The following is a 25,202-nucleotide window of genomic DNA, read 5'->3' on the forward strand; positions in this document are numbered from 1 at the left end:
AATCCTCACCCCTGCAACATTCTTAAATAAGTGGATAAGAAATCCTAAGAAATCAGGAGCATTTTAAAGATATACTGGCTTTACAGAGGGAGGAAATACACGTAGACTCCTGCGGGACAGCGAAGACGACTGAGACCCCGCAGGGAGCGTTCTTTGCGAGTGAGGAGGCTCAGCGCGAGCCCGCGGAAAGCGTAGTGTATTTCCGCAGCGGTCATCCATCCGTTATGTCGCAGTTCCTCTCAAATGTGAAGCTTATTAAGCCACAAAGTATGCGAAAAGAGCCTTTCTAAAACTATTATTTGGAGTGAGGGAAATGGAAACGAGTAATGTAGTTAAGGAAAGAGGGATGGAGGAGTCTTTAAAAAGGATATTAAAAGATTATGGCCACCTTTCAACCGAACCGTTTGTTCAAAAGTCGTTGACTAACTTTAAGGAAAACAATTCTTTAGACGATAGTAAGCTACAGGAAACGCTTATTTTGAATGCTCTGGAGAGAATATCTGCTGATGAGCCGGACTGGACATATGTCGCAGCGGCGCTTTATTTGGAGAAGCTTTACACCGAAGTTGGAATGTATCGAGGCTTTGATCCTGAAGAGCGGTACGGATCATTCGAATTTCTCTTGCAGGAATTAACTAAAAAAGGTATTTACAATAAAGCGTTACTTGAGCAATATTCTTCTGAAGAAATTATGATGCTAGGAAAAGAGATCAACCCTGATAAGGATCGGCTGTTTACATATATCGGAATACGTACCCTTGCTGACCGGTATCTTGCAAAGTTACACTCTGGTGCCATATGGGAGCTTCCACAGGAGAGATTTATGGTTATCGCTATGACGTTAATGATGGAAGAGCCAGTGGAAAAGCGGCTTCAACTCGTAAAAGAAGCTTACTGGGCAATGTCTTTACTTTACATGACTGTTGCAACGCCTACTCTTGCTAATGCCGGGAAATCCCACGGACAGTTAAGTTCATGCTTTATCGATACTGTTGACGACAGCCTGCGGAGTATTTATGACAGCAATACAGATGTAGCAACTGTTTCCAAGTCGGGCGGTGGCCTCGGAATATATTTAGGGAAAATCCGTTCAAGGGGGTCGGACATCAAGGGATTCAAAGGAAATTCCTCCGGTGTTCTTCCGTGGATGAAACAGCTCAACAATACAGCTGTAAGTGTTGATCAGCTCGGGCAAAGGCAGGGAGCGATCGCAGTATATCTGGATGTCTGGCATAAAGATATATATGAGTTTTTAGATTCAAAGCTCAATAACGGTGATGAGCGATTCAGAACACATGATTTATTTACCGGTGTTTGTATTCCAGACTTGTTCATGGAAGTGATGGAGCAAAGAGGTGAATGGTATTTATTTGACCCGCATGAAGTTCGAAAGGTGATGGGATATTCACTGGAAGATTTTTATGACGAACAAAAAGGTAGCGGCAGCTTTAGAAAAAGGTACTGGGAATGTGTCAATCATCCGGAATTGTCGATGAAGGAAGTCCCGGCGATCGAAATAATGAAGCGGATCATGAAATCACAGCTAGAAACTGGCACACCTTACATGTTTTACAGGGACACGGTCAACAGGTTGAACCCAAACCGGCATGAAGGAATGATCTATTGTTCTAACCTTTGTACAGAAATCTGCCAGAACATGAGTCCGACTATGGTAATAGAAGAAACAACTGCAGATGGAAAAATAATCATTACTAAAGATCCGGGAGATTTTGTTGTATGCAATCTTTCCAGTATTAATTTAGGACGAGCGATCACGGATAACGTATTGGAAAGGCTTATCCCAATTCAAGTAAGGATGCTTGATAATGTCATCGATATAAATACGATCGAGGTGTTGCAGGCAGGGTTGACGAATAAAAAGTATCGGGCGATAGGCCTGGGAACATTCGGCTGGCATCATCTCCTTGCCTTAAAACGAATTAACTGGGAAAGCGAAGAAGCCGTTACGTATGCCGATGAACTTTACGAGAAAATCAATTATTTAACGATAAAAGCGAGCAAAGATCTAGCCAGAGAAAAAGGCGAATATTCCAGGTGGAAAGGATCTGACTGGGAAAGCGGTGAGTACTTTAACTTAAGAGGATATGAAAGCGACAATTGGATTGAGCTCCAGAATGAGGTTCAAAGGTACGGAATCAGAAACGGATATTTACTTGCCGTTGCACCGAATAGTTCAACAAGTCTGATCGCAGGTTCCACAGCTTCCATCGACCCGATCTTCCGTAAGGAGTACTCAGAAGAAAAAAAGAACTATAAAATTCCCGTGACTGCCCCGGGGCTTTCACCGGAAACGACCTGGTTTTACAAATCAGCGTATCATGTTGACCAGATATGGAGCATAAAGCAAAACGCTGAACGGCAGCGCCATGTGGACCAATCGATCTCCTTTAATATGTATGTCAAAAACACAATAAAAGCTAAAGAACTGCTTCACATCCACCTTGTTGCCTGGAAAGAAGGCTTGAAAACAACATATTATACTCGCAGTACTTCTATTGAAATCGAGGAATGTGAAAGCTGTGCAAGCTAAGACAGGAGAGAGGGGAGAAATGAGAATGTCACAGTTAACGAAAAGAAAGATTTATGACTATAAAGCGCCTAACCTATCAACCGGCGTTATCAACGGGAAGAGTTCAAATGTTTTAAATTGGGATGATGTACGGTTTAACTGGGCCTACCCGATGTATAAAAATATGCTGGCAAACTTCTGGACTCCATTTGAAATAAATATGTCGAACGATATTAAACAGTGGGACACCCTGTCAAAGGAGGAGCAGGAAACGTTTAAAAAAATCATCGGATTGCTCGCTTTTTTGGATAGCATTCAAACGGATTATTCTGCAAGAGTTTCTGAATACTTGACTGATTCCAGCCTTAGTGCCTTGATGCAAGTGCTGTCCTTCCAGGAAGTGGTTCACAATCAGTCCTATAGTTATGTTTTATCTTCACTTGTAAATAAACAGGAACAGGACTCGATTTTTGAATACTGGAAAAACGATGAAATTCTTAAAGAGCGTAATGAGTTTATCGCCAAGGGATATGAGAGGTTTATTCAGGAGCAAACGCCACAGACATTCTTTGAATCAATCGTATTTGATATCATTTTAGAAGGTTTGTTCTTTTATGCCGGGTTTGCATTTTTTTATAACCTTGCCCGTAATCAGAAGATGGTTTCGACTTCGACAATGATTAATTATATTAACCGCGATGAGCAGCTGCACGTTAATTTGTTTACAAATATATTGAAAGAAGTTTTGAAAGAAAATCCTGAACTCGATACGACTGAAAACCGCCAGTTTATTACGAAGACATTCCGTAAAGCGGCAGAACTTGAGATCAAGTGGGGAAATAATATTATAGGCAGTAGATTTACTGGAATAACGATGGATGAATTAGAAGCGTATATAAAATTTATGGCGAACAAGCGTGTAAACGCCCTCGGAATCGAAAGGCCTTTTGAAGGTTACCGGGAGAATCCGATGAGATGGATAAAAGCCTATGCTGATGTTAACGCTGGAAAAAGCGATTTTTTTGAGCAAAAGTCAAGGCAGTACACAAAGGTATCAGACGAGAACGGGTTTGATGAACTGTAAAGTCTTATCGATTAGAGAGCCTTTTCCTCTGAAAGAAAAGATATAAATGAGAAAACGGCGGGACGATGCCCGCCGTTTTTCTATAAAGGTAAATCTCGCTTCTTAAATATGATGATCGCTGCTGTGAAGAGCAATACACCGGCTGCAACGAGTGCGAGTGATACCGGCAGTATGTCAACACCCCCCCTTGCGATTTCAACAGGTTCGAATACAGAGAACAGGGAAAGATTACGCATCCATTCAAAGTCTTCACTCAGTTTGCCGGCCATATCCAGTCCGAAAAACAACAGGGTGAGAATCGCAGAAAGTCCGAGTGCTCTTCTTTCATCATTAAATAGGGAAGAGAACAAGAATGAATAACCGCTAATGACAAAGAAAACCAGAATGCCAACGATGTTCATTTTAATAAACGCAGACTGTTCAAACATTTCTTCAATCATTAGATCTGCTCCGATAATACCTGTAAGGGTCGTGAACAACCCGATGATGAGTAATCCCGTGCACAGGACTAATGCCTGAGTCAGCGCTATTTTCGTCCTGGAATTCGGTGTAGATAGCAAGTATGCGAGGGAACCTCTGTCCACAAGCCTTGCGATCAGTTGAGTAGCTGTCATGATCGAAAAGATAGCCAGGATCACTATATACAACAGGCCGTAATATTCACCTGCGATAAAATCGCTTAACTCTTGAAAGCCCCCTTCCATACCGAAGGCAGCTAGAAACTCTTTCGGAAGAGATTCCATTAATTCGTTTAAGCCTGGCGCATTCGCGATAGAAGGGAAAATGCTGATGATCAGCACTAGATAAAACGCAGAACCTATCCCATAGCTAAAAAACGATTTTGCATGGACCTTAAACATTTGGCGATAGAGTGCCAGATTCATCTTCCTTACCTCCTCTATCATAAAAATTCAAGAATATTTCTTCAAGATTTTGTTCTCTTGCTGAAAGGTTGCGAACGTTGAACTCAGCAAGTGTTTTAATAAATTCATTGTAATCACCCTGTACAGCTATCTCTGCCTGGAGATCCGAATACCTTAAAACGTCCAGGCCGGAGTTTAATAGTTGTTTTAACTCTTCTTCATTGCTAAGTGTTATTTCAAACAGTCTTCTTTGCTTTTGCTGCAAATCATGGATATCTTCTACTGCGACAATCTTTCCGTTTTTTATTATAGCTGCCCTGTCGCAGGTTTTCTCGATCTCCGTAAAGCTATGGGAAGACATTAAAAAGGTTTTCCCTTTATTTTTTTCTTCGAGTACAAGGTCTACGAAGATTCGTTGCATTAACGGATCTAATCCTGAAGTTGGTTCATCTAAAATAACCACGTCCGGGTCATGCATAAAAGCGGCTACGATCCCGACCTTCTGTTTCATGCCTTTTGACATTTTCCGAATCGGAGTTTTTACGTCGAATTGAAAACGTTCGATAAGTTCATCGCGATAGGTGGTATCTTTCATTCCTCTCATTCCAGCCAGAAGCTGTAAAAACTCGAGGCCGGTCATGCCCTCCAGAAATGCGATTTCTCCTGGCAAATATCCAACTTTCTTTTGAATAGCGGCTGATTCCTTCCATGTATCAAGTCTGGAAATTTCACTTGAGCCTTTTGTAGGTTTCATGAATCCCATTAAATGCCGGATGGTAGTTGATTTTCCTGCACCGTTAGGTCCCAGGAAGCCAAAAACCTCGCCTTTTTGTACATCAAAGGTAATATCAAAGATTCCCTTTCCGTTTGAGAAGACCTTGGTAAGACCGTTAAGTTTGATCATGGTATCCCCCCTGACTCCTTTAGTCAAAAAGATGAAATATTTATTTGTTTATATTTCAATTTTAGTTTACAACAGTATTACCTGTAAATCAATATATTTTTGAACTATTTTATTTGATATATTTCATCAAATTGGATAAAATTAAGATGGGTGATGTTATGAACGGATTCGAACGATTAAAGCAAAAGAAAAAAATGAATATATTACAGGCTGCTTTCGATCTTTTTAATGAAAAAGGGATCAAGCAGGTTAAAATCAGCGATATTGCTAAGAAAGCGGATGTTTCCCAGGTAACCATATACAATCATTTTACAAATAAAGAAGAGTTGATCAGGGAAGTAATCAAAGACTATACGCATAAAAAGTTTGAAGAATATAGTTCACTTCTTGAAAGTGATGAGCCTTTTCATGAAGTGATTGAAAAATTTATTCTGGATAAGGTGGAAGCGTTAGATACCTTAAATAAAGATTTGCTTACAGAGGTCTTGGACCGAGATGAGGAGCTTAAGGTTTTTGTGGACCATTTCTATAAGCATTATTCCATGCCCCTGTTTGTTTCATTCATCCAAAAAGCACAGGAAAATGGAGATGTTGACCCGACACTTTCACTGGAAGCAATCATGCTTTACCTTGATATGGTAAAAAAGCAAATCGAGTCGCTTCCGGCAGATTATTTTACCGATTCCAGGCAGTCAAAGTTTAGAAATGATATCATGCAGTTATTTTTCTATGGTGTATCGGGCCGAAAGCAGCAATAATGATTGTTGCTTTTTTGTTTTTTTAAAAGGCTCTTTTCAAATAGATTGTTACTTTTGCGCAAAAGGGATAAACTGCGACGCAATTGCAGCATTGATTTTCGCTCCGGGCAGTTCGCTTTCCGCGGGAAACGCTTCAGCTTCCTCGTCAGCAAAAACCGCCTGTCTAGTTCCGGCTCACAAAGACTAGTGGATTTCCCTCACCTCCTTGCGATAAGGCAACATCGACTCTCTTTCGTTCGGCGTTGTTTCTTATCTCCATGCGGTTCAGTCCAATCCATACGTCTCTTGGCGTTCGCCTCTACCTTCCAACACTGCGGAATTTTCAGCTTTTGCTTTTCCCGCAAGGCAAGGAAGGCTACGGAAGCGTTACATCGCACGAAGGAAATGTGAATACATTTTCGAGGAGTCGTCTGCCCTCTGCTCCAATCAATTGGAATGAAAACTACAAAGCTCAATCCCAGCGAAGGAAATATACGTAGACTCCTGCGGGACAGCGAAGACGTTGAGACCCCACAGTGAGCGTTCTTTGTGAGCGAGGAGGCTCAGCGCGAGCCCGCGGAAAGCGTAGTGTATTTCCGTAGCGGTCATCCATACGTTATAGAACAGTTCATCACAAATGGAAGTTTATTATGCAACAAAGTATACGAAAAGAGCCTTGAAAAGTAACTCTTTTAGAGAATAGGTTAAGAAGGGTTTAAGGCTCCATCTTATGGGGAACAATCCAATTGTTAACAAAACTAATTGAAATATTCAAATAAATTTAACAATTTGTTCATTAAAAACATTGTCGAAAGAGGTATAATAAAGTAGAACATCAGTTAGAAAGTTGGTGAAACATATGAGGAAGAGAAAGTCACTTACATTTAAACAACTAGTAGATAAAAATAAAGCAGACCTATTGAAGGATAAGAAAGAGCTAGAGAAGATTGAAAAACGCATTGAAAGAAAGCATGCATAATAAATAGTGAGAAGCCTCTGGGATTTTTAGTTCCGGGGGCTTTTTATTTGGGATATTACTCATCAAGGCATTTTTGCTCTCCCCAGGCGGCATGTTGCAGGGAGCTGATAGGATTTTGGTCATTAGAAGGAAGGTAAGTATGCTATAATGATTGAAATTTATACGGTGATAGGGGAGATAGATGTTGGGAGAGTTGGTTTTTGTCAATGTAGGTAAGCCGCTTTTGACGGAGTATAAAGGTAAAGAGTTAAGAACAGGAATTTATAAACAGCCGGTTCATCATGAGGTGTTTGTTGGGGTAGACAATATTGATGAAGATATGCAGGCAGACCTTGTGAACCACGGAGGTGCTGATAAAGCAGTTTGTGTTTATCCATATGAGCATTATGAATATTGGGCTAAGATGTTACATAAGGATCTTAATCCCGGTGCATTTGGGGAGAACTTCACTGTTAAAGGCCTCCTTGAGGACGGGGTATGTATCGGGGACAGATTCGAAATAGGGGAAGCGCTATTTGAAGTTAGCCTGCCAAGACAGCCATGTTTTAAATTGGCTAAAAAGTTTGGAGTGGAGCATATGCCGCAACTGGTGACAAACACCGGATTCAGCGGTTACTATTTGAGAGTCTTGCAAGAGGGAAAGATAAAGGCAGGCACAGCGATTAAATTGGTTGAGCGCAAGCATAGCGATATTACTGTGTCTTTTGTGAATAATATAAAATATCATGATCGAAACAATATCGAGGGAATTAAAAAGATTTTAGCAGTAGACGAGTTATCAGAAGGATGGAGAAAATCTTTTGAAAAGAGGCTTTTAAAGAACTAGAACTGCAAGGGCTAATCCTTCTTCATTTTGTAGTAAATCGATCCGAGCAGAATAATCGTTAAAAAAGAAACGATATATTGAACGATTTTAAAGGGATCCATAGGAGCTCCTCCTTACATTAAAATAGAATGAGCAGTGCAGGGCGCACCGTTCATTCTATTTTTTGCGTTTTTATTAAGACACTTTTTCTTTAAAGCTTTTACCGGGCTTAAATGCTGGTGTTTTGGAAGCTGCAATTAAAATTTCTTCCCCTGTTTGTGGATTTCTGCCTTTTCTTGCAGAGCGTTCCCTAACTTCAAAGTTTCCAAATCCGATAAGTTGAACCTTTTCTCCTTCTGCGAGCGCTTCAGTAATAGTATCCATCAGGCAATCTATTACTTTAGAGGTATCCTTTTTAGAGAGTTCAGCTCTTTGTGCTACCTGTGTGATTAATTCCGTTTTATTCATTTGTTAAAACTCCTTTCCTATTATACAAGTAAAATTTCGTATTAAAGTTATTTCCAGTGTTTTTGGTTTTTATACATAAATTCTTTTAGAAGGTATGAAACAGTCATCACCAAAGAAAGTGATAGAGCGTTTCTGCTGCTACTAAACAGAGGGGGGATATCTGATTCAGGATGCTTGCTTTCCGCAGGACGGGCGTAGAGCATATTCGTCGTAAAGCATCCGGGAACTGGATTTCTTTCAATTGAGGTCACCAGTTCCGTTATTTGTGACAAAAGGTCATTTTTAAAAAATTAAAGGACACCTTTATGCTAGCACTAAGATGACCTCATTTTTTCCAAAAGCAGTGTTTTTTCACAAATAGAGGATTCAATGACCTATAAATCTAAATTCCGGACTTTCAGGCATGTGTATCATTTTTTTTATAAAAAAGGAGGCTTACTCAATTTTCATTGTTCCTCTTCCAAACTGCGGCTGGAGAAGAGAATGTTGAGTAGGCCTCTTTCTAATAATTTGACAGCTGTTGATACTCTTTTTCGAGATCGGTTAATGTACACTCATAAAGGTGGCTATCCGACTTTTTATAGACGCCTGCAGCGATCAGATGGTTAATATAAAATCGCCTTTTTTTCTCAAGCGCCTGCCTTAGTTGACCGGGTTGCATGAACTCACCTCCTCAGGAAAGTTAAGTTAATTTCCATTTTACCCAGCTAATGTATGATTTATATCCACTGATTCTAGAAAGTTATAGAGATTTTTTGAACCAAGTAGGAAAATTTTTGCTCAACAAGGAAATGGGCTTTGAACCGAGAATTTAATCTAAGAATACAAGGTTAAGGTATCCAGCTAATCATGCATTCCCTTTATGCATCCCAAAAAAACGGGAGGAGACATTTTATGAAAAAGAATTGCCTGTTTTGCAAGAAGGAATTTGAAGTAAAGCCTGGCGACCCTCAGTATCGTAAATTGCTGGCTAACAAAGCCAAAAGTTATGTTTGTAAAAGGTGTAACCAATCTTTGCAAACCGAAGCATCTGCTGCAACTGGTCTTCACCCGGATCAAATCGACGAACATGATAAATTCTTAAAGTAACGGAGCTGAACAAATTGGATACCTCATTGACAAAAGAAGAGATACTATCACATATTGAAGCCCACCACTGGGACCATGAAGCAGAGCTTATCCCTCCATATATTGATTTTGTAAACAATGAAAAAGTGATTATGATTAAAAATCCTTATTCTTCAAGCATTAATGCTAATAAAGTGGTAAAGTTCGATGCGGAACAAAGAACAGATCAAGAGATTGACCATGTTCTTGCTTTCTTTGGAGAATCGCCTTTCTCATGGTGGGTGGGTCCTTCTTCAAAACCAGCTGATCTTGTTGAAAGACTGGAAAAGAAAGGATTTAAAATGATAGACCGCTATATCGGGTTAGCTTATCCGATAGATCGATGGATAGAAAAGCATCGAGATTCTCCCTTTGAATTTAAAGAAGCGCTGAGTGAAAAAGATGTTCAACATCATGTAAACGTTAGTGCAGAGGTCTGGGGATATGACAGTGCTTCAGCTAAGACGGCATTTGAACAAAGATGTGAGTACATAGAGGCTCCATTCCGGAGAGGAGGGTTCATGGTCGCCCTTGATAATGGCAAAGGTATCGCCCACTCAAATTATCGATATAGTGAAGATGGAACCGTATTATACCTGAATGGTTCAGCTGTGCTGCCCTCGTATCGAAACAAAGGGATTTACTCACAGCTGGTCTTTCAAAGGCTGAACGAAGCGAAAGTAAGAGGGTGTAAGCTAGTGACCTGCCAGGCGAGAGAAGGCACATCAGAACCTATCTTGCGTAAGATCGGTTTTAATGAGTACGGCGTTTATATTCAAATGGCACGGGTATAAAGTGATACAAGAATAAGTTCAAAAGATCTTCATAGAATGGTGAGGGTCTTTTTTATATGCCAACACTAAATATTTTTAGAAAAACTCATGTGTTGACATATATGCCAGAACCTATATAATAGAACTATATTAAAAATACCTAATGGGGTATTTATTTTTATGTATAGCAATACCCTGTTATGTATAAGAAGATGAAGGGAGAGGTACTAGATGAGTGAAAAAAGAGTGGAAGATATCAATCCAGAAACAGTAGAGAAGCGTCTTCAGGATAACGAACAATTCCAGCTGATCGATGTCAGAGAAACAAATGAGTATGAAGAAGGGCATATCCCTGGAATAAAGCTGATTCCGTTGAGTGATTTTGAAAACCGTTATCAAGAAATCGATCCGGCAAAGGAAGTTGTGATGGTATGCCGCAGTGGCGGAAGAAGCGGTAAAGCCAGCGATTTTCTTGCTGCTAACGGCTATGAAAACGTAAAAAATATGGTCGGTGGCATGCTTGCATGGAACGGAGAAGTTGAAAGAGGATAATCAGTTTGATTTAAAATTATAAATTTAAACGGAGGTTTTTAACATGGCAAAAAAAGTAGCGATTATCGCAGCGAACGGCGGATTGTTTGATGCGTATAAAGTGTTTAATATAGCAACTGCAGCTGCAGCGACTGATGCAGAGGTAGGGATTTTCTTCACGTTTGAAGGCTTAAACTTAATTCATAAAGAAGGACATAAACAACTTCCTATGCCAGAAGGGAAAGAGCACTTTGGTGAAGGGTTTAAAAAAGCGAATGTGCCGGCTATCCCAGAACTGGTTGAGATGGCAAAAGAAATGGGAGTAAAGATAATTGCCTGCCAGATGACAATGGATGTTATGAGTCTTGAAAAAGAAGACTTTATTGATGGAATAGATGTTGGCGGAGCTGCAACTTTCCTTGACTTTGCTTATGATGCCGATGTATCACTTACTTTTTAATCAGCCAGAATAAAGGAGGACAACAAGAGATGAACGCAGATAAATTGTTAGACGCTAAAGGGCTTGCATGCCCAATGCCGATTGTTAAAACAAAAAAAGCGATCGATGAGCTTGAGCCCGGGCAAATTCTAGAGGTCCAGGCAACAGATAAGGGTGCGAAAAGTGATTTGTCAGCATGGGCGAATTCCTCCGGCCATGAATTGGTAGATCACCAGGAAGAAGATGGAGTATATAAATTTTTTATTAAAAAAGGATAACAGAGAAGGGCACTTGATATGGTGCCCTCTTCTTTACCATAGACCATGAAAGCAGGTGTAACGTTATGGATTTGTTTACAGGAATAATACTTGGTGTTCTTGTGTTGTTTATTGTTTTGCGTATGATGCCTGCTAAGGGCGTAAAGAATATTAGGGCTAATGAACTGAATAATAAAATGAACCAGGAAAAGGTCACGGTTATCGATGTCAGAGAACCGAATGAATACAAAAGCGGCCATATTCCCAATGCTGTGAACGTTCCGTTGTCTAAGCTGAAAAACCAGATGAACAAAGTTCCTAAGGACAAGCCTGTACATCTTATTTGCAGAAGCGGCGGAAGAAGTATGCAGGCTGCAAGGGTACTAAAACAGAACGGATATGATAACCTTATTAATGTACAGGGCGGTATGACTGCCTGGAACGGAAAAGTTACGAAACGATAAAATGAGGAGGAATTCTTTTGGCTGGACATCGATTTAACCCCGAAAAGGCGGAAAAACTGCACTCCCCAGAAAGAACAAAGCTGCTGCCACCTGACCAGATTTTGAGTATGTTAGAGCTTGGACCATCCGACCATGTTGCAGACCTGGGAGCTGGAAGCGGCTTTTTTACCCTTCCGATTGCAAAACAGGTAACGACAGTTTATGCAGTGGATATTGAACCTAAGATGCTTGATGTGCTAAAAGGCCGTGCGGAAGAAGCTGAAGTGGATAATGTTGAATTCGTTATAAGCGATCTGGAGAATGTCCAATTGGATGACAATTCGGTTGATAAGGCGATCAATGCCTTTGTTGCCCATGAAATTCCTGATTTGCCTAAAGCGCTTAATGAGCTGAAAAGAATCCTAAAGCCTACTGGCCAGGCACTTTTGTTGGATTGGGCACCTGTTGAACATCCCGAGGCTGGACCTCCTGCACATGAGCGGATCCCGGTTGAGAAACTGCAAAACATTGTTGAAGAAAACGGTTTTCAGACAGAGGAACGTTCTATAAACCCCAATTATTATATTCTGGTTCTTAAACCGATAAACAGCTGATCCTTGTTACAGGATTGGCTTTTTTTATTTTCATGCGCCCAACTTTAACCTTGTTAGACCGAAAACAAAAAGGAAGGAGTTTAAATATTTCGAGTAGGCAAAAAAGTTTGAACATGTTAAGGTATTAAACAAAAAGGTGGAGAAATCGCGATGAGGACGAAGCAAGCAGAACTATTAGAAATACTAGAAAAGAACGGCAGGATGGACATAAAGACGATTGCTAAAATGATAGATATGAATGAAAAAGAGGCACAGGAAGTGATTGAAAAGCTGGAAAAGGAAAAGGTGATCAAAGGCTACTCAGCGATCGTTGATTGGGCAAAGGTAACGGAAGACAGAGGGGTAACCGCTATGATCGATGTGAAAGTCACTCCAAAACGAGGGGTTGGCTTTGATAATGTTGCGGAGAGAATTTATCGTTTTCCTGAGGTTAAAACGGTTTACTTAATGTCTGGTACCTATGACTTATCGATATTGATCGAGGGAAAAACGATGTCTGAAGTAGGCACTTTTGTCTCTGAAAAACTTTCCACGATTGACTCTGTGCTCTCTACAACAACTCACTTTATCTTAAAGAAATACAAACATGATGGTGTGATTTTTGATGGGAAAGATGATGACAAAAGGGTAGTGATTTCACCTTGAGCAGACTAGAACGTAAAACGTATTTATCAGAAAAAGTTGAACAGCTGGAGCCTTCGGGTATAAGGCGCTTTTTTGATTTAGCTTCTTCCATGGAAAATGTTATTTCCCTCGGTGTCGGGGAACCTGATTTTGTCACTCCGTGGAGCTTTATTGAAGCGAGTTACCATTCACTTGAACAGGGATATACTGCATACACCGCCAATGCTGGAATGATAGAGCTGCGTCATTCGATCAGCCAGTATCTGGAAGAAAGCTATAATGTAACTTATGACCCGGAAAATGAGATCATAGTGACGGTTGGCGCCAGTCAGGCGATCGACCTGGCCCTTAGGGCAATCGTCAATCCAGGTGAAGAAGTTATTGTTGTAGATCCGAGTTTTGTTTCTTACGCACCAGCGGTTTCTTTAAACGGGGGTGTTCCAATAAAGATCCAAACGACTGCCGAGTTTGATTTCAAGCTGCAGCCAGAACAAATTGAACAAGCGATTACCCCCAGGACAAAGGCTATCATCCTTTGCTCCCCTAACAATCCTACAGGGACGGTTTTGGAAGGAGAGGAATTAAATCAGATCGCAAGTGTTATAGAGAAACATGACTTAATCGTTTTATCAGATGAAATCTATGCTGAGCTTACATATGAGGAGGAGTATACATCCTTTGCTTCCGTCGAGAAGATGGAGGAAAGAACCATTCTGATTTCTGGTTTTTCAAAAGCTTTTGCAATGACAGGCTGGCGTTTGGGATTCGCTGCAGGTCCACCTGGAATTATGGAAGCAATGCTTAAAATCCATCAGTATACAATGATGTGTGCACCGACGATGGCACAGTTTGCTGCTTTGGAAGCATTAAAAAACGGAAAAAAGAATGTAAACGACATGAAAAAAAGCTATGAACAGCGGCGGAATTATGTTGTGAACGCACTGAATGAAATGGGGCTTACCTGTTCCTTGCCGGGAGGGGCGTTTTATGTATTTCCATCAATAAAAAGAACTGGTTTATCTTCCGGAGCGTTTGCAGAACAGTTATTACAGCAAGAGCGGGTCGCAGTGGTTCCTGGCGATGTTTTTGGGGAGAGTGGAGAAGGCCATATTCGCTGCTCATATGCTACTTCCATTAAACAGCTTGAAGAGGCCATGTTGCGTATCAACCGTTTTGTCGAAAGTATTTAAGAATAGTATATAAATGTTAAAGTTGTTGATATTTTAACTAAAGGATGAATGAGATGATCGAGTTAAAATCTTTTACACGGAGTGATTACCCGAAATTGATAGACTGGGTCAATGAAGAGTCACCCAGGTTCATGTTGCAATGGGGAGGAGGGGCATTTGACTTTCCTCTTGATGAAAAACAGTTGGATGATTATATGAAGCCAGCTGAAACCGAAAATCCTGGAAGAATGATATTTAAAGCATATGATACTGACCGTGATGAAACAGTTGGCCATATAGAATTAAATCATATTGATAGAAAAAACCAATCGGCGGTTATTTCCAGGGTCCTGGTAGGACAGAGCCGGTCTAGAAATAAAGGGATAGGCTCCGCCATGATTTCTGAAATAGTAAAGATCGGCTTTGAAGAGTTGCAGCTGCATCGAATCGAACTTAGAGTTTATGACTTTAACGAAAGAGCGATCGCGTGTTATGAGAAGGCAGGCTTTAAAAAGGAAGGCTTGCTTAGTGAATCAAAAAGATTCAAAGATGAATACTGGAACACATATGTGATGGCCATTCTCCGTTCTGAATGGGTATCAAGCAAGCAGTAGGGAGGGGGGCAGCCTTTGCTGACTTATGAAACAATTAAGCTACCGCAGGATAATGAGGTAATTACCAGGTTTAGAAAGGATTCGTTTATCGTAAGCTTTGGAAATGCCGATGATCTAAAAATAGAAGAGTATATCCGCTGGGTAGAACAAAAAGCATCTGAATATCCTGATGGCTTTGTGTTAGTTAAAAAAAATGGCGAAACGGTCGGGCAGCTGGAGTTACAGGCGATCGAATACGAGGAAAAACGAATAGGTTATGTGAACTTATTTTACCTGAAACCAGAATACAGGGGGGCAGGTTTTGGTAGCTATTTGATGGAATATGCCAGAAGGTTCTTTCAAAGGGAGGGTGTTTCCGAGTTTCACCTTCGGGTTTCATCTACCAATGAACAGGCGGTACGGTATTATCAAAAACATGGAATGAAACAAATAAAGCAAGAATTTAATGGCAAAGTGATACGAATGGAAGGCACCGTATCTCCCAGATAAGGAGCGCCACAGTGATATATAGAAAGAAAACATACAAAATCAAGCCGGAAAAGCTTGAAACCTTTAATGGTTTTTTTCATGAATACTTGCTGCCTAACCAGTTGAAAAACGGTTCACGGTTAATCGGCCGCTGGGTAAATGAAAATCAAGATGAGATAACAGCGATATGGCAGTATGAAAGCTACGAAGCTTATAAAAAAATCGAAGAAAAAGTAAGACAAGATCCGATGAATGAGAAAGCCCAAAAGAGAAGAAAAGAAATTGGCGACCTGTACCTTGAGAGTAAACAGGATTTTCTGACAGAAACAGGAGAATACCGTGTGCCGAAGCATATCGTCACCGCTTTTGCATACATAACGAATGAAAAGGGGGAGACCCTTCTTGTGAAAACATTCTGGCGAGACGACACGTATGAGCTTCCAGGAGGCCAAGTGGAGGAAGGAGAGCCCCTTGATGTAGCTGTTGCACGGGAAGTAAAGGAAGAGACGGGGATAGAGGTGAAGATAGAGGGGGTTACAGGGGTATATTCTAACCTTTCAAGCCGCCTTGTCACCGTTGGATTTATCGGAAAAGCTGTAGGCGGAAAGGTTTGCACTTCTTCGGAGACAAAAGAAGTCATATTCATAAAGCTAAATGAGGAAAACATTGGTGACTATTTCACTCGCGAGCATTTTAAAGTACGTACAGTGGATGCTATGAATTGCAGGAAGGCCATTCCCTATGAATCTTATAAGAAAAACCCTTATCAACTCGTGACAAGGACAGAATAGAAAAAAGTGTGGTGGACTCGTTTTCCACCACACTTTTCTTTATTGATCCCGTACCATTTCCTGGTTTTGATTTTCACTTCTTTTTGATTTTATTTTCATTCTTCCTCCAGTAAGGACGCCTACTACAATAAAGGCCATGAAAATATACTCGATAAAGATATTATGATGGATAAAGTCTCCAACAAGCGGTTCATGCAGAATCATTTTTGAGGCAGTCCAGGCAAGAATTCCGGCACCGATATAAATGATGACCGGAAAGCGCTCCATCAGTTTAAGAATGATAGTACTTCCCCAGATCACGATCGGAACACTGATCAATAGCCCGATAACAACAAGCAAGAAGTGCCCTTCCGCTGCGCCGGCTACTGCGATCACATTATCAAGCCCCATCGCTGCGTCTGCAATAATAATCGTTTTGACCGCAGCCCACAGGTTTGGAGCAGATTCTACATCATGCTCTTCTTCCTCATTCTTTAACAGGCTGTATGCGATCCAAACAAGGACGATTCCCCCGATCAGTAACAATCCAGGGATTTTAAGGAGCCAGACGACAAGAAGTGTAGCAACAGAGCGGATAACAATCGCACCGAGTGCTCCAAGCCAGATTACTTTTTTCTGCTGTTCCTGCGGCAGATTCCTTGCGGCAAGGCCGATAAGTACGGCATTGTCACCTGCAAGGACTATATCGATCATTACAATGCTTAAGAGAGCAGTAAAAAACTCCATCGAAAATAAGTCCATTCTAAAAACACCCTTCCTCTTTTGAGTACACCATGTATGTCAGCCGGGTTACGTTTCAATAGCCAATAAAAAAAACCTGCCGAATGGCAAGGTCTATAGTCATGAGAGTATAGATAGGCCTTTACCATTTATAGGCAAAGGTCTTGCTAACAACTGAACAGTTGCCAATAAAGCCGGAGACGTTCATCTCGTAATGACGACTTTATTGTGACTAGCTACTCCCCTTTGGTATTCGATTCATTTTTTAGAACATCTATTATTATACAACTCTATAAAAAGCAATGCAAGGTTTATAGTTAGCGAGAAAAGCCTTGCTGAAAGTGTTTAAAGGCATTGTAAATTCTGTAAATTTTAAGTGAAGAGGAAGGGAATCAGACATCGTCCATGTAAGTTTAAAGTAAGATAGATGAGATTAAAAACCCTGAAAAGGAGCTGTTCTATTTTTGAAAACCTTTGTTTTAGACACAAACGTCCTATTGCATGATGCTCGCTCACTTTTTCAATTCGGCCAGAACCATATCATCATTCCAGCGATTGTATTAGAAGAAATCGATACAAAAAAGCGTTTAATGAATGAAACAGGACGAAATGCTCGCGAGTTCAGCAGGATATATAAAGAACTGAGAGAGAAAAACAAAGGGAAATTGGAAGAGCCGATCCCATTGGAAACAGGCGGGACATTTCGAGTTGAACTAAATCATCGATCATTTGAATTACTTCGAAATGAATTTAATGAAGAATCGAATGATAACCGTATTATCGCTGTATCGATCAACCTTAGCAGAGAGGTAGCCCATGAAGTAATTTTAGTTTCAAATGATATGCTGATGATCGCTAAAGCTGATGCGTTAAAAAAGTCGCTTCATTTAACAAACTTTAAGCCGGAATTGTATGAAAATGACCGACTGGTTGATAGTGTGGATGGTATTCATAAAGGTTATCATGAAGTTTTTACAGAACCCGAACTGATCGACCGGTTTTATCATGACAGGGAACTGCCGTTATTTAAGATAGAGTCCGGTTTGAAATCGGATTATTATTTACAGGATTTTATTGTAATGAAGGATAGTTTTGGAAGCAATCAGTCAGGCATAGGGAGGATATTGCGAAAGAACAATAAATTAATGTTAGTTGCATTGAAAAGTGAAAAGGTACATTGCTGGGGAATCATACCAAAGAATGTACAGCAAAAAATGCTTGCAGAGCTTTTGCTTGATGACTCCGTTCCGCTTGTTTGTGCCACAGGAAAAGCAGGTACTGGAAAGACGTTACTTGCCCTTGCCGCCGGATTGAGCAAGGCAGAAGATGAAAAGAAATACAGCAAACTCCTCGTGTCTAAACCGGTTGTTCCGTTTGGAAAAGACATCGGCTTCCTTCCCGGAGAAATGGAAGATAAGCTACGTCCATGGATGCAGCCGATCTATGATAATCTGGAATTTATCTTTGATGCCAGGACTGATGAAGAACTATACAATGTGGTAGCAGGGCTTCAGACGCTTAAAGTAGAGGCATTGACCTACATAAGAGGCAGGAGCATTCCAAATCAGTTCATGATTATTGATGAAGTGCAAAACCTGTCACCTCATGAAATCAAAACAATTCTGACAAGAGCAGGGGAAAAGACGAAGATTATCTTAATCGGAGATCCGGAACAGATCGACCATCCGTATCTGGATTCCGTTAATAACGGATTAACATATGCGGTTGAAAGACTGAAACAGGAGGAAGAAGTTGGAGTTATTCATTTAAACAGTACAGAACGTAGCGGTCTTGCAGAGAAAGCTGCACGCCTTTTATAGCAGAACATTTGGAGGGGGCTGACACTTAGCTTTTAAGTCAGCTCCTCTTTCTTATGTTCATACACTGTTCAAATTTGCTCACTATTTCACAAGCGTTTATAGCATATAATGAAGATGTAAACGAAATACCTTTAGGGGTATAAGAAAGCTGGAGGGATTGGAATGGCAAAGAAAGTTATTATCGTTGGCGGGGTTGCTGGCGGTGCTTCTGCAGCAGCAAGATTAAGAAGAGTAAATGAAGAAACTGAGATCATCATGTTTGAACGAGGGGAGTACATTTCTTTTGCAAACTGCGGATTGCCGTACTATATTGGCGGAGCGATCACGCAAAGAGAAAAATTACTTGTCCAATCTGTAAGCGGGATGAAAAATCGATTCAATATTGATATTCGCATTAAAACAGAAATCTTAGCGATAGACCCTGTCAAAAAGAAAATCACAGCAAGAAACTTAGTCACCGGTAAAACGTATGATGAATCTTATGATACCTTACTGTTAAGCCCTGGCGCTTCACCAATCAAGCCTCCGATCAAAGGTATTGAAGCAGCGGAGAATTTATATACATTAAGAAACATTCCTGACATGGATAAAATTAAAGCATTTGTCGACCAACGTTCTCCCAAACATGCTGTTGTTATTGGCGGGGGATTCATCGGACTGGAAATGGCGGAAAATTTAATTGATAGAGGCGTTGATGTGACCCTTGTAGAGATGAGCAATCAGGTTCTTGGACCTCTTGATTTTGAAATGGCAGCGGCCGTGCAAGAGCACCTTGTTCAAAAAGGCGTGAAGGTGATCCTGAATGATGGGGTGAGTTCTTTTGAAAATCAGGGTAAGACAGTAGTCTTAACAAGCGGGACAAAGATTGAAACAAACATGGTGCTGCTTGCGATTGGGGTAAAGCCGGAAAACAGGCTTGCAAAAGAAGCGGGATTGGAGATCGGACAAAGAGGCGGAATTGTTGTAAATGAATACCTGCAAACATCTGCTCCTGATGTTTACGCAATCGGTGATGCCGTTCAGGTTAGCCATTATATGAACGGAGAACCTGTCCAGATTCCACTTGCCTGGCCAGCCAACCGTCAGGGAAGAATCGTTGCCGATACAATCATGGGTAAAAAGACTGCTTATAAAGGCACTCTTGGAACAGCGATTGCAAAAATCTTTGATTTAACAGCAGCTTCTACCGGTTTGAATGAAAAGCAATTAATGCAAGCCGGAGTGGTCTATAAAACTGTCCATGTACATCCCTCTTCACATGCGGGGTATTACCCTGGAGCGAACGCAATCGCATTAAAGATGCTGTTTAGCCCGGATGACGGGAAGATTTACGGAGCACAGGCAGTTGGAAAAGATGGCGTAGATAAACGGATCGACGTCCTTGCCACTGCGATTAAAGGTAGCTTAACTATTTATGACCTGCCAGATCTCGAGCTTTCTTATGCTCCTCCGTATTCTTCTGCTAAAGATCCGGTGAACATGGCAGGTTATGCAGCGGTAAACATACTGGAGGGCAATGTAGAAACAATACAATGGCATGAAATGGAACAAATGATTACGAACAGAGAAGAAATAATTGATGTGAGGGAACCAGAAGAATATGAGATGGGGCATATTGAAACAGCAGTTAACATCCCGTTAAGCCAGCTTCGCGATAGAATGGGTGAAATAAAGAATAAAAAAGTCATCATTTATTGCCAGGCGGGACTCCGTGGATATATTGCGAGCAGAATTCTGGTTCAAAATGGATTTAAGCCAATCAACCTCGATGGAGGATATAAAACATATAGTACAGCTGTAATGCCCTTTAAAAGATGTACAAACGAAACGAGTGATAAGATCGTATTCGATGTGATCGTGGATGCCCGGGGATTAGCCTGCCCGCAGCCGCTCATCATGCTTCATAACGAAATCAAAAGTCTGGGTGAAGGGAAATCAATAAAAGTGCAGGTGACCGATAATGGCTTTCTGCGAGACATTGAAAAATGGTGTTCAAGCAAAGGGCATACGCTCCTTTCATACAAGGAAGAAAAAGAATGCATGGAAGCAGTGATCTGTAAAGGGAAAACGTTGACGCAGCCTGTATAGAAACATAAAAGCTTACTCAAAAAAGAGTGTGGTATCTCCAGCAAGGCATGGAGGAGAAGACATCCTACTAAGAGTAAGCTTTTTAGTGTTTTCGGGAATTTATTTTTGAATAAAATAAGCATCTTCTATCGTGAGGATGCATGCTACCGAGTGTTAAATGTAAACAAAGTGTTTCCGCTTTTAAGAAAGGCTCAACATACAGAAAATTTTTATAGGGGAAGTGGAACAGGAGAGTGGGTTATATGAGATCGGAGCGGTTTATTGGAACTTCAGAAAGAATTATTGGAGTTTCGTAAAAGCTTATTCTTGTTTCAAAATAGTTTATTCCTTTATCAGGAAAGATTTTTCTAGCTTCAATGAGGGTTATTCTGGTTTTAGAAAGATTTATTCTGCATTCAAAAAAATTTATTCTAGGTTCAAAAATTTTTATTCTATTTTCACAGAATTTTATTCTGGTTTCACGGCCGAGCAGTGGTTTTGGGAAAGTTGCTATGCCGACTGACAGATGAAATAACGTGAACAAAAGAAAAACGACTGATGCTTCCCGTCGTTCTTCTCCTTATATATGTATTATTCAACCGTTACAGCCGTGCCGTAAGCGACAATTTCTGAAGCGTTATTCATAACAGCTGATGTTTGGAGTCGAAAGGCGATGATTGCATTAGCCCCCTGTTGCTCAGCTTCTTTTACCATTCTCCCGATTGCAACCTGGCGAGCTTTGTCCATCATCTCGGTATACTCTCGGATCTCACCGCCGACAATGTTCTTCAATCCTGCAAGGATATCCTTTCCAATATTCTTTGCTTGGATGGTGTTTCCTTTAACAAGTCCTTTTAATTCCCTGATTTCTTTGCCTGGAACAAATTCAGTAGTTACGATAATCATTGTCATCTTCCTCCTTTTTCTCCTCTTTACGTTCTTTAACTAACAGTCCCAAAAGAATGACCAACCCGATTGCATAGCCGATAAACAGGACAACAGCAAGTGTTTTGTTGAAGAACAACAGCACGATGGCTAGCAGGTTGCAAACTACTGTAAGAGTAACAAGAATCGTTTTGATAAAACGGGCCTCCTTAATCAAGTTTAATGTACATTTTATTCTCTAAAAGGTCTGTTTTTCCTTTTTGAAAATAAGAAAAAACCCTTCCACTGAGGAAGGGGTGCAAAGCTTATTCTTTATAGCCTTTTCTGGAAAGATCTTCTCCGTCATGCGAGCGCAATTCTCCGTTTTCATTCACACTGTCGATCTGGCCGTCGATTGACCCTTCCGCCCAGGTATCAGAAACCTGCTCATGGGTGATAGCAAGACCCTGTGTCGTTTCATCTTTGCTCGTATAGTCTGCAGCATTATAATTATAGCTTTTGTCTGCGACCTTTTCTCCCTTGTTTTGGTTACGTTTATTCATGGTAACTTCCTCCTTTATATCAACCATATTTTTATCAATCTTATGGTTACCTTTCCTTGCTTTTAGCATACGAACAAACAAATAGGCTAAATTAAAAATAGAAACAAGAATATACGATGATAGGAAACTTTATAATATCAACCTTTTAAAATCCGGTAAGGTGGTATAGACAACTAGCTTGTAGGTTGGTAAGATAAAAGAAGAAGGTAAAACAAAGGATTATAAGGGTGTGAGAAGATGTCCTGTGTTATTTTAAAAGATATTCGTATGTATGTAGAAGACAGCTGGCAAACGACCAGCGCAAAGATAAAAGGTGGAAAAATTATTGCGATCGGTCCATTTGATGAGTTGGAAGAACCCGGGGCCAGCTCGATATCATTCGAGCAAAAGGTGAATGCTGTTCCCGGGATGATCGATGTACACATTCACGGGGCGTCAGGAGCAGATACGATGGACGCAACGACAAATGCTCTTGAAACGATTGCTCAAGCGCTTGCCGGGGAAGGAACAACAAGTTTCCTCGCAACAACCATCACGCAATCCAGGGAAAATATTGAGAAGGCGTTATCCAATGCCGCTGATTTTATAGAAAACCATAACAACAAAGGCGCAGAGGTGGTTGGCGTTCATTTGGAAGGGCCGTTTATTTCTGAAAAACGCGCTGGAGCCCAGCCTTTAAAAGATATTATCAATCCAGATATCGAGTTGTTCAAACAATGGCAACAGCTTGCAGGTGGTAACATCAGGCTTGTCACGATGGCGCCTGAAGAAACGAACGGATTGGAGCTTGCCGCTTATTTAAAAGAAACTGGAGTTGTCGCATCGATCGGCCATTCGGATGCAACCTTTGAGCAGGTTGAAGAAGCTGTTAAGGCCGGGGTGACCCATGCGACCCACCTGTTTAACGGCATGAAAGGGATGCACCACAGGGAGCCAGGAGTAGTCGGGGGCGTGATGCTCAATGATAAGGTTACCGCAGAAATCATTTCTGATGGAATCCATGTACGGCCTGAAATGATAAAGCTAACCTATCGCCAGAAAGGGAAAGACAGGCTGATTTTAATAACGGATGCAATGAGGGCAAAATGTCTTGGGCCGGGGAGCTACGACCTTGGAGGACAGGAAGTAACAGTTTCAGAGGATAAAGCAGTTTTAGAGGACGGAACACTGGCCGGCAGCATACTGAAAATGAAAGATGCCGCTAGCAATATGATGGAATTTACAGGTTGCGGCCTGGAGGATATTGTCCGAATGACAGCAGTGAACCCTGCGAAGCAACTGGGAATCTTTGACCGTAAAGGAAGCATAGCGGTTGGTAAAGATGCGGATATTGTTATTCTAAATGAAGACAATGATGTGCTGATGACGTTGTGTAAAGGAACGATTGCTTATGAGAAGGAGGAAGGCGAATGAGAGTTATTGAAGTCGACAATTATGATGAAATGAGCGAAAAGGCAGCGGAACTTATTTTAGAAAAGATAAAGGAAAATAAGCATGCCAATCTTGGACTTGCTACCGGCGGAACCCCTGTCGGCACGTATCGCTGCTTGATCAAGGATCATACTGAAAACAAAACTTCCTATAAAAATGTTCAAACCTTCAACCTTGATGAGTATATCGGAATCGATCCGGATAATCCGAACAGCTATCATTCTTACATGAAAGCAAACCTTTTTGACCATATCGATATTCCAGCTGCTCAAACGCATATTCCTAATGGCAATGCAGAGGACCTTGCGATCGAATGCCTTCGCTATGACAAAATGATAGAAGAAAAAGGCGGCATTGACCTTCAGTTGCTTGGAATCGGAACAAATGGACATATAGGCTTTAATGAACCGGGAACCCCTTTCGCATCGCATACGCATGTTGTAGAACTCGCGCAATCTACCCGGGAGGCCAATGCACGCTACTTTAACAGTTTAGATGAAGTACCCACACATGCGCTCACGATGGGCATTTCTTCGATTTTAGCCAGTAAGGGGATCGTGTTGCTTGCATCAGGTGAAATGAAGGCAGATGCAATATATGAGTTGTTATATGGTAAAATTGATGAAGAGATGCCGGCATCCGCGTTGCGCAAACATTCGAATGTAACATTGATCGCGGATAAAGATGCTCTGAAAAAAGTTAAAGGACAAAGGAGCGTAGCGTGTGGTCAATAAAAACTCTCCGTTACCGATTTATTATCAAATTGAAGAAGAAATCAAAAGGCAAATTGATAGTGGTGAACTCTCCCCTGGTGAGATGCTTCCCTCAGAGCGGGAGTTCGCTGAAAAATATGCGATAAGCAGAATGACCGTCAGGCAGGCGATCACAAACCTTGTAAATGAAGGATTGTTAGTTCGCCAAAAAGGAAGAGGAACATTTGTACAGCGGAAGAAAATTGAGCAGGAATTAAAAGGATTAACAAGTTTTTCAGAACAAATGAGATCAAGGGGAATGGAACCGAGCACAAAGCTAATCGAATTTAATGTTGTTCAAGCGAGTGAAAGGGTAGCCCGGGCTCTGCAGGTAAACATTGGTTCAGAAGTATATGAACTAAAGCGCCTTCGCCTCGCAGATCAAATGCCGATGGCCCTGGAGACTGCCTACCTTGTGCAGGAAAACTTTCCTTATTTAAATAAAGAAGTGGCAAAAGGATCCCTTTACGAATATGTCGAAAATACGATTGGCGTTTCGATCGATTACGCAACCCAAACAGTGGACGCTTCGATCGCTAATAAATTCGAAGCAGATGCACTGGAGATTTCTGAAGGCGATCCGGTCCTGGTGATCCACCGGCTCGCATATCTAAGCAATGAAAAACCGATGGAATTCGTAAAAACCATATACCGAGCCGACCGCTATACGTTTAGCGTCGATGTAAAAAGATAAGAAGAGGTTAACTCGATGGGGTTATCCTCTTTTTTAATGGGGTCTGACCCCGCAATTTTTGTGGATAACTTAGCAAGGCGGGGTCAGTTTT

General features: G+C 41.1%; 30 protein-coding genes. 22 read left to right on the forward strand and 8 right to left on the reverse strand.

Translation table 11 applies throughout. The annotated features are described in order from the left end of the window. Positions 1 to 313 precede the first annotated feature (313 nt). Positions 314 to 2,551 carry a ribonucleoside-diphosphate reductase subunit alpha gene (locus FCL54_RS00005; protein WP_138121887.1) on the forward strand — a complete coding sequence of 746 codons (2,238 nt, stop codon included), beginning with the start codon at positions 314 to 316 and terminating at the stop codon, positions 2,549 to 2,551. Positions 2,552 to 2,576: 25 nt separating this feature from the next. Beyond that, on the forward strand, positions 2,577 to 3,614 hold the full coding sequence (locus FCL54_RS00010) for a ribonucleotide-diphosphate reductase subunit beta (RefSeq protein ID WP_138121889.1): 1,038 nt from the start codon (positions 2,577 to 2,579) through the stop codon (positions 3,612 to 3,614). Positions 3,615 to 3,694: 80 nt separating this feature from the next. Here FCL54_RS00010 and FCL54_RS00015 read toward each other — a convergent pair whose 3' ends face one another. Together FCL54_RS00015 and FCL54_RS00020 are read right to left on the reverse strand one after the other, a co-directional pair. Then, positions 3,695 to 4,498, reverse strand: coding sequence for an ABC transporter permease subunit (locus tag FCL54_RS00015; RefSeq protein ID WP_138121891.1), 804 nt, complete (start codon positions 4,496 to 4,498; stop codon positions 3,695 to 3,697). After that, positions 4,467 to 5,381 carry an ABC transporter ATP-binding protein gene (locus FCL54_RS00020; RefSeq protein WP_138121893.1) on the reverse strand — a complete coding sequence of 305 codons (915 nt, stop codon included), beginning with the start codon at positions 5,379 to 5,381 and terminating at the stop codon, positions 4,467 to 4,469. Before FCL54_RS00020 ends, FCL54_RS00015 begins: the two co-directional genes overlap by 32 nt. A 146-nt stretch (positions 5,382 to 5,527) precedes the next feature. On the opposite strand from FCL54_RS00020, the gene FCL54_RS00025 reads away from it, so the two are divergent. The 3 genes from FCL54_RS00025 to FCL54_RS00035 all read left to right on the forward strand — a co-directional run bounded on the left by FCL54_RS00025 (position 5,528) and on the right by FCL54_RS00035 (position 7,923). Continuing rightward, on the forward strand, positions 5,528 to 6,139 hold the full coding sequence (locus FCL54_RS00025) for a TetR/AcrR family transcriptional regulator (protein WP_138121895.1): 612 nt from the start codon (positions 5,528 to 5,530) through the stop codon (positions 6,137 to 6,139). Positions 6,140 to 6,977: 838 nt separating this feature from the next. Continuing rightward, positions 6,978 to 7,097, forward strand: coding sequence for an FbpB family small basic protein (locus FCL54_RS00030; RefSeq protein ID WP_138121897.1), 120 nt, complete (start codon positions 6,978 to 6,980; stop codon positions 7,095 to 7,097). 181 nt (positions 7,098 to 7,278) lie between these two features. Further along, positions 7,279 to 7,923, forward strand: a complete 645-nt coding sequence (locus FCL54_RS00035) for an MOSC domain-containing protein (RefSeq protein WP_138121899.1) — start codon at positions 7,279 to 7,281, stop codon at positions 7,921 to 7,923. A 174-nt stretch (positions 7,924 to 8,097) separates the two neighbouring features. Here the strand turns inward: FCL54_RS00035 and FCL54_RS00040 are convergent, their stop codons facing one another. After that, the gene (locus tag FCL54_RS00040; protein WP_138121901.1) at positions 8,098 to 8,370 is read right to left on the reverse strand and encodes an HU family DNA-binding protein; all 273 of its coding nucleotides are present in this window, start codon (positions 8,368 to 8,370) and stop codon (positions 8,098 to 8,100) included. 502 nt (positions 8,371 to 8,872) lie between these two features. Next, positions 8,873 to 9,031: a Fur-regulated basic protein FbpA gene (locus FCL54_RS00045; RefSeq protein WP_138121903.1), complete on the reverse strand. Its 159-nt coding sequence runs from the start codon at positions 9,029 to 9,031 to the stop codon at positions 8,873 to 8,875. A 233-nt stretch (positions 9,032 to 9,264) separates the two neighbouring features. On the opposite strand from FCL54_RS00045, the gene FCL54_RS00050 reads away from it, so the two are divergent. The 12 genes from FCL54_RS00050 to FCL54_RS00105 all read left to right on the forward strand — a co-directional run bounded on the left by FCL54_RS00050 (position 9,265) and on the right by FCL54_RS00105 (position 16,200). Beyond that, the gene (locus tag FCL54_RS00050) at positions 9,265 to 9,459 is read left to right on the forward strand and encodes a DUF2197 domain-containing protein (RefSeq protein WP_138121905.1); all 195 of its coding nucleotides are present in this window, start codon (positions 9,265 to 9,267) and stop codon (positions 9,457 to 9,459) included. Positions 9,460 to 9,473: 14 nt separating this feature from the next. Then, positions 9,474 to 10,271 carry a GNAT family N-acetyltransferase gene (locus FCL54_RS00055; protein ID WP_138121908.1) on the forward strand — a complete coding sequence of 266 codons (798 nt, stop codon included), beginning with the start codon at positions 9,474 to 9,476 and terminating at the stop codon, positions 10,269 to 10,271. A gap of 210 nt (positions 10,272 to 10,481) precedes the next feature. Beyond that, positions 10,482 to 10,802, forward strand: a complete 321-nt coding sequence (locus FCL54_RS00060) for a rhodanese-like domain-containing protein (protein ID WP_138121910.1) — start codon at positions 10,482 to 10,484, stop codon at positions 10,800 to 10,802. Between the two features lie 43 nt (positions 10,803 to 10,845). Next, entirely contained in the window at positions 10,846 to 11,241 is a 396-nt protein-coding gene (locus tag FCL54_RS00065; RefSeq protein ID WP_138121912.1) for a DsrE/DsrF/DrsH-like family protein, read from the forward strand. 29 nt (positions 11,242 to 11,270) lie between these two features. Continuing rightward, positions 11,271 to 11,498, forward strand: coding sequence for a sulfurtransferase TusA family protein (locus FCL54_RS00070; protein WP_138121914.1), 228 nt, complete (start codon positions 11,271 to 11,273; stop codon positions 11,496 to 11,498). A gap of 65 nt (positions 11,499 to 11,563) precedes the next feature. Next, positions 11,564 to 11,941, forward strand: a complete 378-nt coding sequence (locus FCL54_RS00075; protein ID WP_138121916.1) for a rhodanese-like domain-containing protein — start codon at positions 11,564 to 11,566, stop codon at positions 11,939 to 11,941. Between the two features lie 17 nt (positions 11,942 to 11,958). After that, positions 11,959 to 12,534, forward strand: coding sequence for a class I SAM-dependent methyltransferase (locus FCL54_RS00080; protein WP_138121918.1), 576 nt, complete (start codon positions 11,959 to 11,961; stop codon positions 12,532 to 12,534). A gap of 150 nt (positions 12,535 to 12,684) precedes the next feature. Beyond that, positions 12,685 to 13,179: an Lrp/AsnC family transcriptional regulator gene (locus FCL54_RS00085; protein ID WP_138121919.1), complete on the forward strand. Its 495-nt coding sequence runs from the start codon at positions 12,685 to 12,687 to the stop codon at positions 13,177 to 13,179. Further along, on the forward strand, positions 13,176 to 14,348 hold the full coding sequence (locus FCL54_RS00090) for an aminotransferase (protein WP_138121921.1): 1,173 nt from the start codon (positions 13,176 to 13,178) through the stop codon (positions 14,346 to 14,348). The genes FCL54_RS00085 and FCL54_RS00090 overlap by 4 nt, the downstream gene beginning before the upstream one ends. A gap of 53 nt (positions 14,349 to 14,401) precedes the next feature. After that, the gene (locus FCL54_RS00095; protein ID WP_138121923.1) at positions 14,402 to 14,941 is read left to right on the forward strand and encodes a GNAT family N-acetyltransferase; all 540 of its coding nucleotides are present in this window, start codon (positions 14,402 to 14,404) and stop codon (positions 14,939 to 14,941) included. Between the two features lie 15 nt (positions 14,942 to 14,956). Next, positions 14,957 to 15,430 (forward strand): GNAT family N-acetyltransferase, encoded by a 474-nt coding sequence (locus FCL54_RS00100; RefSeq protein WP_138121925.1) that lies wholly within the window; start codon positions 14,957 to 14,959, stop codon positions 15,428 to 15,430. An 11-nt stretch (positions 15,431 to 15,441) separates the two neighbouring features. After that, positions 15,442 to 16,200 (forward strand): NUDIX domain-containing protein, encoded by a 759-nt coding sequence (locus FCL54_RS00105; protein ID WP_138121927.1) that lies wholly within the window; start codon positions 15,442 to 15,444, stop codon positions 16,198 to 16,200. A 39-nt stretch (positions 16,201 to 16,239) separates the two neighbouring features. Here the strand turns inward: FCL54_RS00105 and FCL54_RS00110 are convergent, their stop codons facing one another. Next, a complete protein-coding gene (locus tag FCL54_RS00110) occupies positions 16,240 to 16,941 on the reverse strand; it encodes a TerC family protein (protein WP_138121929.1) in 702 nt (233 codons plus the stop codon). Between the two features lie 443 nt (positions 16,942 to 17,384). On the opposite strand from FCL54_RS00110, the gene FCL54_RS00115 reads away from it, so the two are divergent. Together FCL54_RS00115 and FCL54_RS00120 are read left to right on the forward strand one after the other, a co-directional pair. Next, entirely contained in the window at positions 17,385 to 18,740 is a 1,356-nt protein-coding gene (locus FCL54_RS00115) for a PhoH family protein (RefSeq protein WP_138121931.1), read from the forward strand. Positions 18,741 to 18,902: 162 nt separating this feature from the next. Next, positions 18,903 to 20,828: a CoA-disulfide reductase gene (locus tag FCL54_RS00120; RefSeq protein ID WP_138121933.1), complete on the forward strand. Its 1,926-nt coding sequence runs from the start codon at positions 18,903 to 18,905 to the stop codon at positions 20,826 to 20,828. Between the two features lie 570 nt (positions 20,829 to 21,398). Here the strand turns inward: FCL54_RS00120 and FCL54_RS00125 are convergent. The 3 genes from FCL54_RS00125 to FCL54_RS00135 form a co-directional block, all read right to left on the reverse strand. Then, entirely contained in the window at positions 21,399 to 21,713 is a 315-nt protein-coding gene (locus tag FCL54_RS00125; protein WP_138121935.1) for a YbjQ family protein, read from the reverse strand. After that, positions 21,694 to 21,909: a hypothetical protein gene (locus FCL54_RS00130; protein WP_138121937.1), complete on the reverse strand. Its 216-nt coding sequence runs from the start codon at positions 21,907 to 21,909 to the stop codon at positions 21,694 to 21,696. Before FCL54_RS00130 ends, FCL54_RS00125 begins: the two co-directional genes overlap by 20 nt. Positions 21,910 to 21,997: 88 nt before the next feature. Then, positions 21,998 to 22,234: a YozQ family protein gene (locus FCL54_RS00135; protein ID WP_138121939.1), complete on the reverse strand. Its 237-nt coding sequence runs from the start codon at positions 22,232 to 22,234 to the stop codon at positions 21,998 to 22,000. 237 nt (positions 22,235 to 22,471) lie between these two features. Between FCL54_RS00135 and nagA the strand changes: the two genes are divergently transcribed. Genes nagA through phnF form a run of 3 tightly spaced genes read left to right on the forward strand, consistent with a single transcriptional unit; the run spans position 22,472 to position 25,111 of the window. Next, entirely contained in the window at positions 22,472 to 23,647 is a 1,176-nt protein-coding gene (gene nagA / locus FCL54_RS00140) for an N-acetylglucosamine-6-phosphate deacetylase (RefSeq protein ID WP_138121941.1), read from the forward strand. Next, positions 23,644 to 24,399 (forward strand): glucosamine-6-phosphate deaminase, encoded by a 756-nt coding sequence (gene nagB / locus FCL54_RS00145; RefSeq protein ID WP_138121943.1) that lies wholly within the window; start codon positions 23,644 to 23,646, stop codon positions 24,397 to 24,399. Before nagA ends, nagB begins: the two co-directional genes overlap by 4 nt. Next, positions 24,389 to 25,111: a phosphonate metabolism transcriptional regulator PhnF gene (gene phnF, locus FCL54_RS00150; protein ID WP_138121945.1), complete on the forward strand. Its 723-nt coding sequence runs from the start codon at positions 24,389 to 24,391 to the stop codon at positions 25,109 to 25,111. Before nagB ends, phnF begins: the two co-directional genes overlap by 11 nt. The last annotated feature ends 91 nt before the right edge of the window (positions 25,112 to 25,202 follow it).

Source organism: Exobacillus caeni (genome assembly GCF_005747095.1).
In the GTDB taxonomy this organism is placed as follows: Bacteria; Bacillota; Bacilli; order Bacillales; family Guptibacillaceae; genus Exobacillus; species Exobacillus caeni.

Coding starts and splice junctions, on each gene's coding strand:
- FCL54_RS00110 (WP_138121929.1), bottom strand. CDS start 16,941: ATGGACTTATTTTCGATGGAGTTTTTTACTGCTCTCTTAAGCATTGTA.
- FCL54_RS00120 (WP_138121933.1), top strand. CDS start 18,903: ATGGCAAAGAAAGTTATTATCGTTGGCGGGGTTGCTGGCGGTGCTTCT.
- FCL54_RS00075 (WP_138121916.1), top strand. CDS start 11,564: ATGGATTTGTTTACAGGAATAATACTTGGTGTTCTTGTGTTGTTTATT.
- FCL54_RS00060 (WP_138121910.1), top strand. CDS start 10,482: ATGAGTGAAAAAAGAGTGGAAGATATCAATCCAGAAACAGTAGAGAAG.
- FCL54_RS00070 (WP_138121914.1), top strand. CDS start 11,271: ATGAACGCAGATAAATTGTTAGACGCTAAAGGGCTTGCATGCCCAATG.
- FCL54_RS00005 (WP_138121887.1), top strand. CDS start 314: ATGGAAACGAGTAATGTAGTTAAGGAAAGAGGGATGGAGGAGTCTTTA.
- FCL54_RS00030 (WP_138121897.1), top strand. CDS start 6,978: ATGAGGAAGAGAAAGTCACTTACATTTAAACAACTAGTAGATAAAAAT.
- FCL54_RS00065 (WP_138121912.1), top strand. CDS start 10,846: ATGGCAAAAAAAGTAGCGATTATCGCAGCGAACGGCGGATTGTTTGAT.
- FCL54_RS00020 (WP_138121893.1), bottom strand. CDS start 5,381: ATGATCAAACTTAACGGTCTTACCAAGGTCTTCTCAAACGGAAAGGGA.
- FCL54_RS00040 (WP_138121901.1), bottom strand. CDS start 8,370: ATGAATAAAACGGAATTAATCACACAGGTAGCACAAAGAGCTGAACTC.
- FCL54_RS00085 (WP_138121919.1), top strand. CDS start 12,685: ATGAGGACGAAGCAAGCAGAACTATTAGAAATACTAGAAAAGAACGGC.
- FCL54_RS00050 (WP_138121905.1), top strand. CDS start 9,265: ATGAAAAAGAATTGCCTGTTTTGCAAGAAGGAATTTGAAGTAAAGCCT.
- FCL54_RS00135 (WP_138121939.1), bottom strand. CDS start 22,234: ATGAATAAACGTAACCAAAACAAGGGAGAAAAGGTCGCAGACAAAAGC.
- FCL54_RS00035 (WP_138121899.1), top strand. CDS start 7,279: ATGTTGGGAGAGTTGGTTTTTGTCAATGTAGGTAAGCCGCTTTTGACG.
- FCL54_RS00045 (WP_138121903.1), bottom strand. CDS start 9,031: ATGCAACCCGGTCAACTAAGGCAGGCGCTTGAGAAAAAAAGGCGATTT.
- nagB (WP_138121943.1), top strand. CDS start 23,644: ATGAGAGTTATTGAAGTCGACAATTATGATGAAATGAGCGAAAAGGCA.
- FCL54_RS00025 (WP_138121895.1), top strand. CDS start 5,528: ATGGGTGATGTTATGAACGGATTCGAACGATTAAAGCAAAAGAAAAAA.
- nagA (WP_138121941.1), top strand. CDS start 22,472: ATGTCCTGTGTTATTTTAAAAGATATTCGTATGTATGTAGAAGACAGC.
- FCL54_RS00125 (WP_138121935.1), bottom strand. CDS start 21,713: ATGATTATCGTAACTACTGAATTTGTTCCAGGCAAAGAAATCAGGGAA.
- FCL54_RS00015 (WP_138121891.1), bottom strand. CDS start 4,498: ATGAATCTGGCACTCTATCGCCAAATGTTTAAGGTCCATGCAAAATCG.
- FCL54_RS00010 (WP_138121889.1), top strand. CDS start 2,577: ATGTCACAGTTAACGAAAAGAAAGATTTATGACTATAAAGCGCCTAAC.
- FCL54_RS00095 (WP_138121923.1), top strand. CDS start 14,402: ATGATCGAGTTAAAATCTTTTACACGGAGTGATTACCCGAAATTGATA.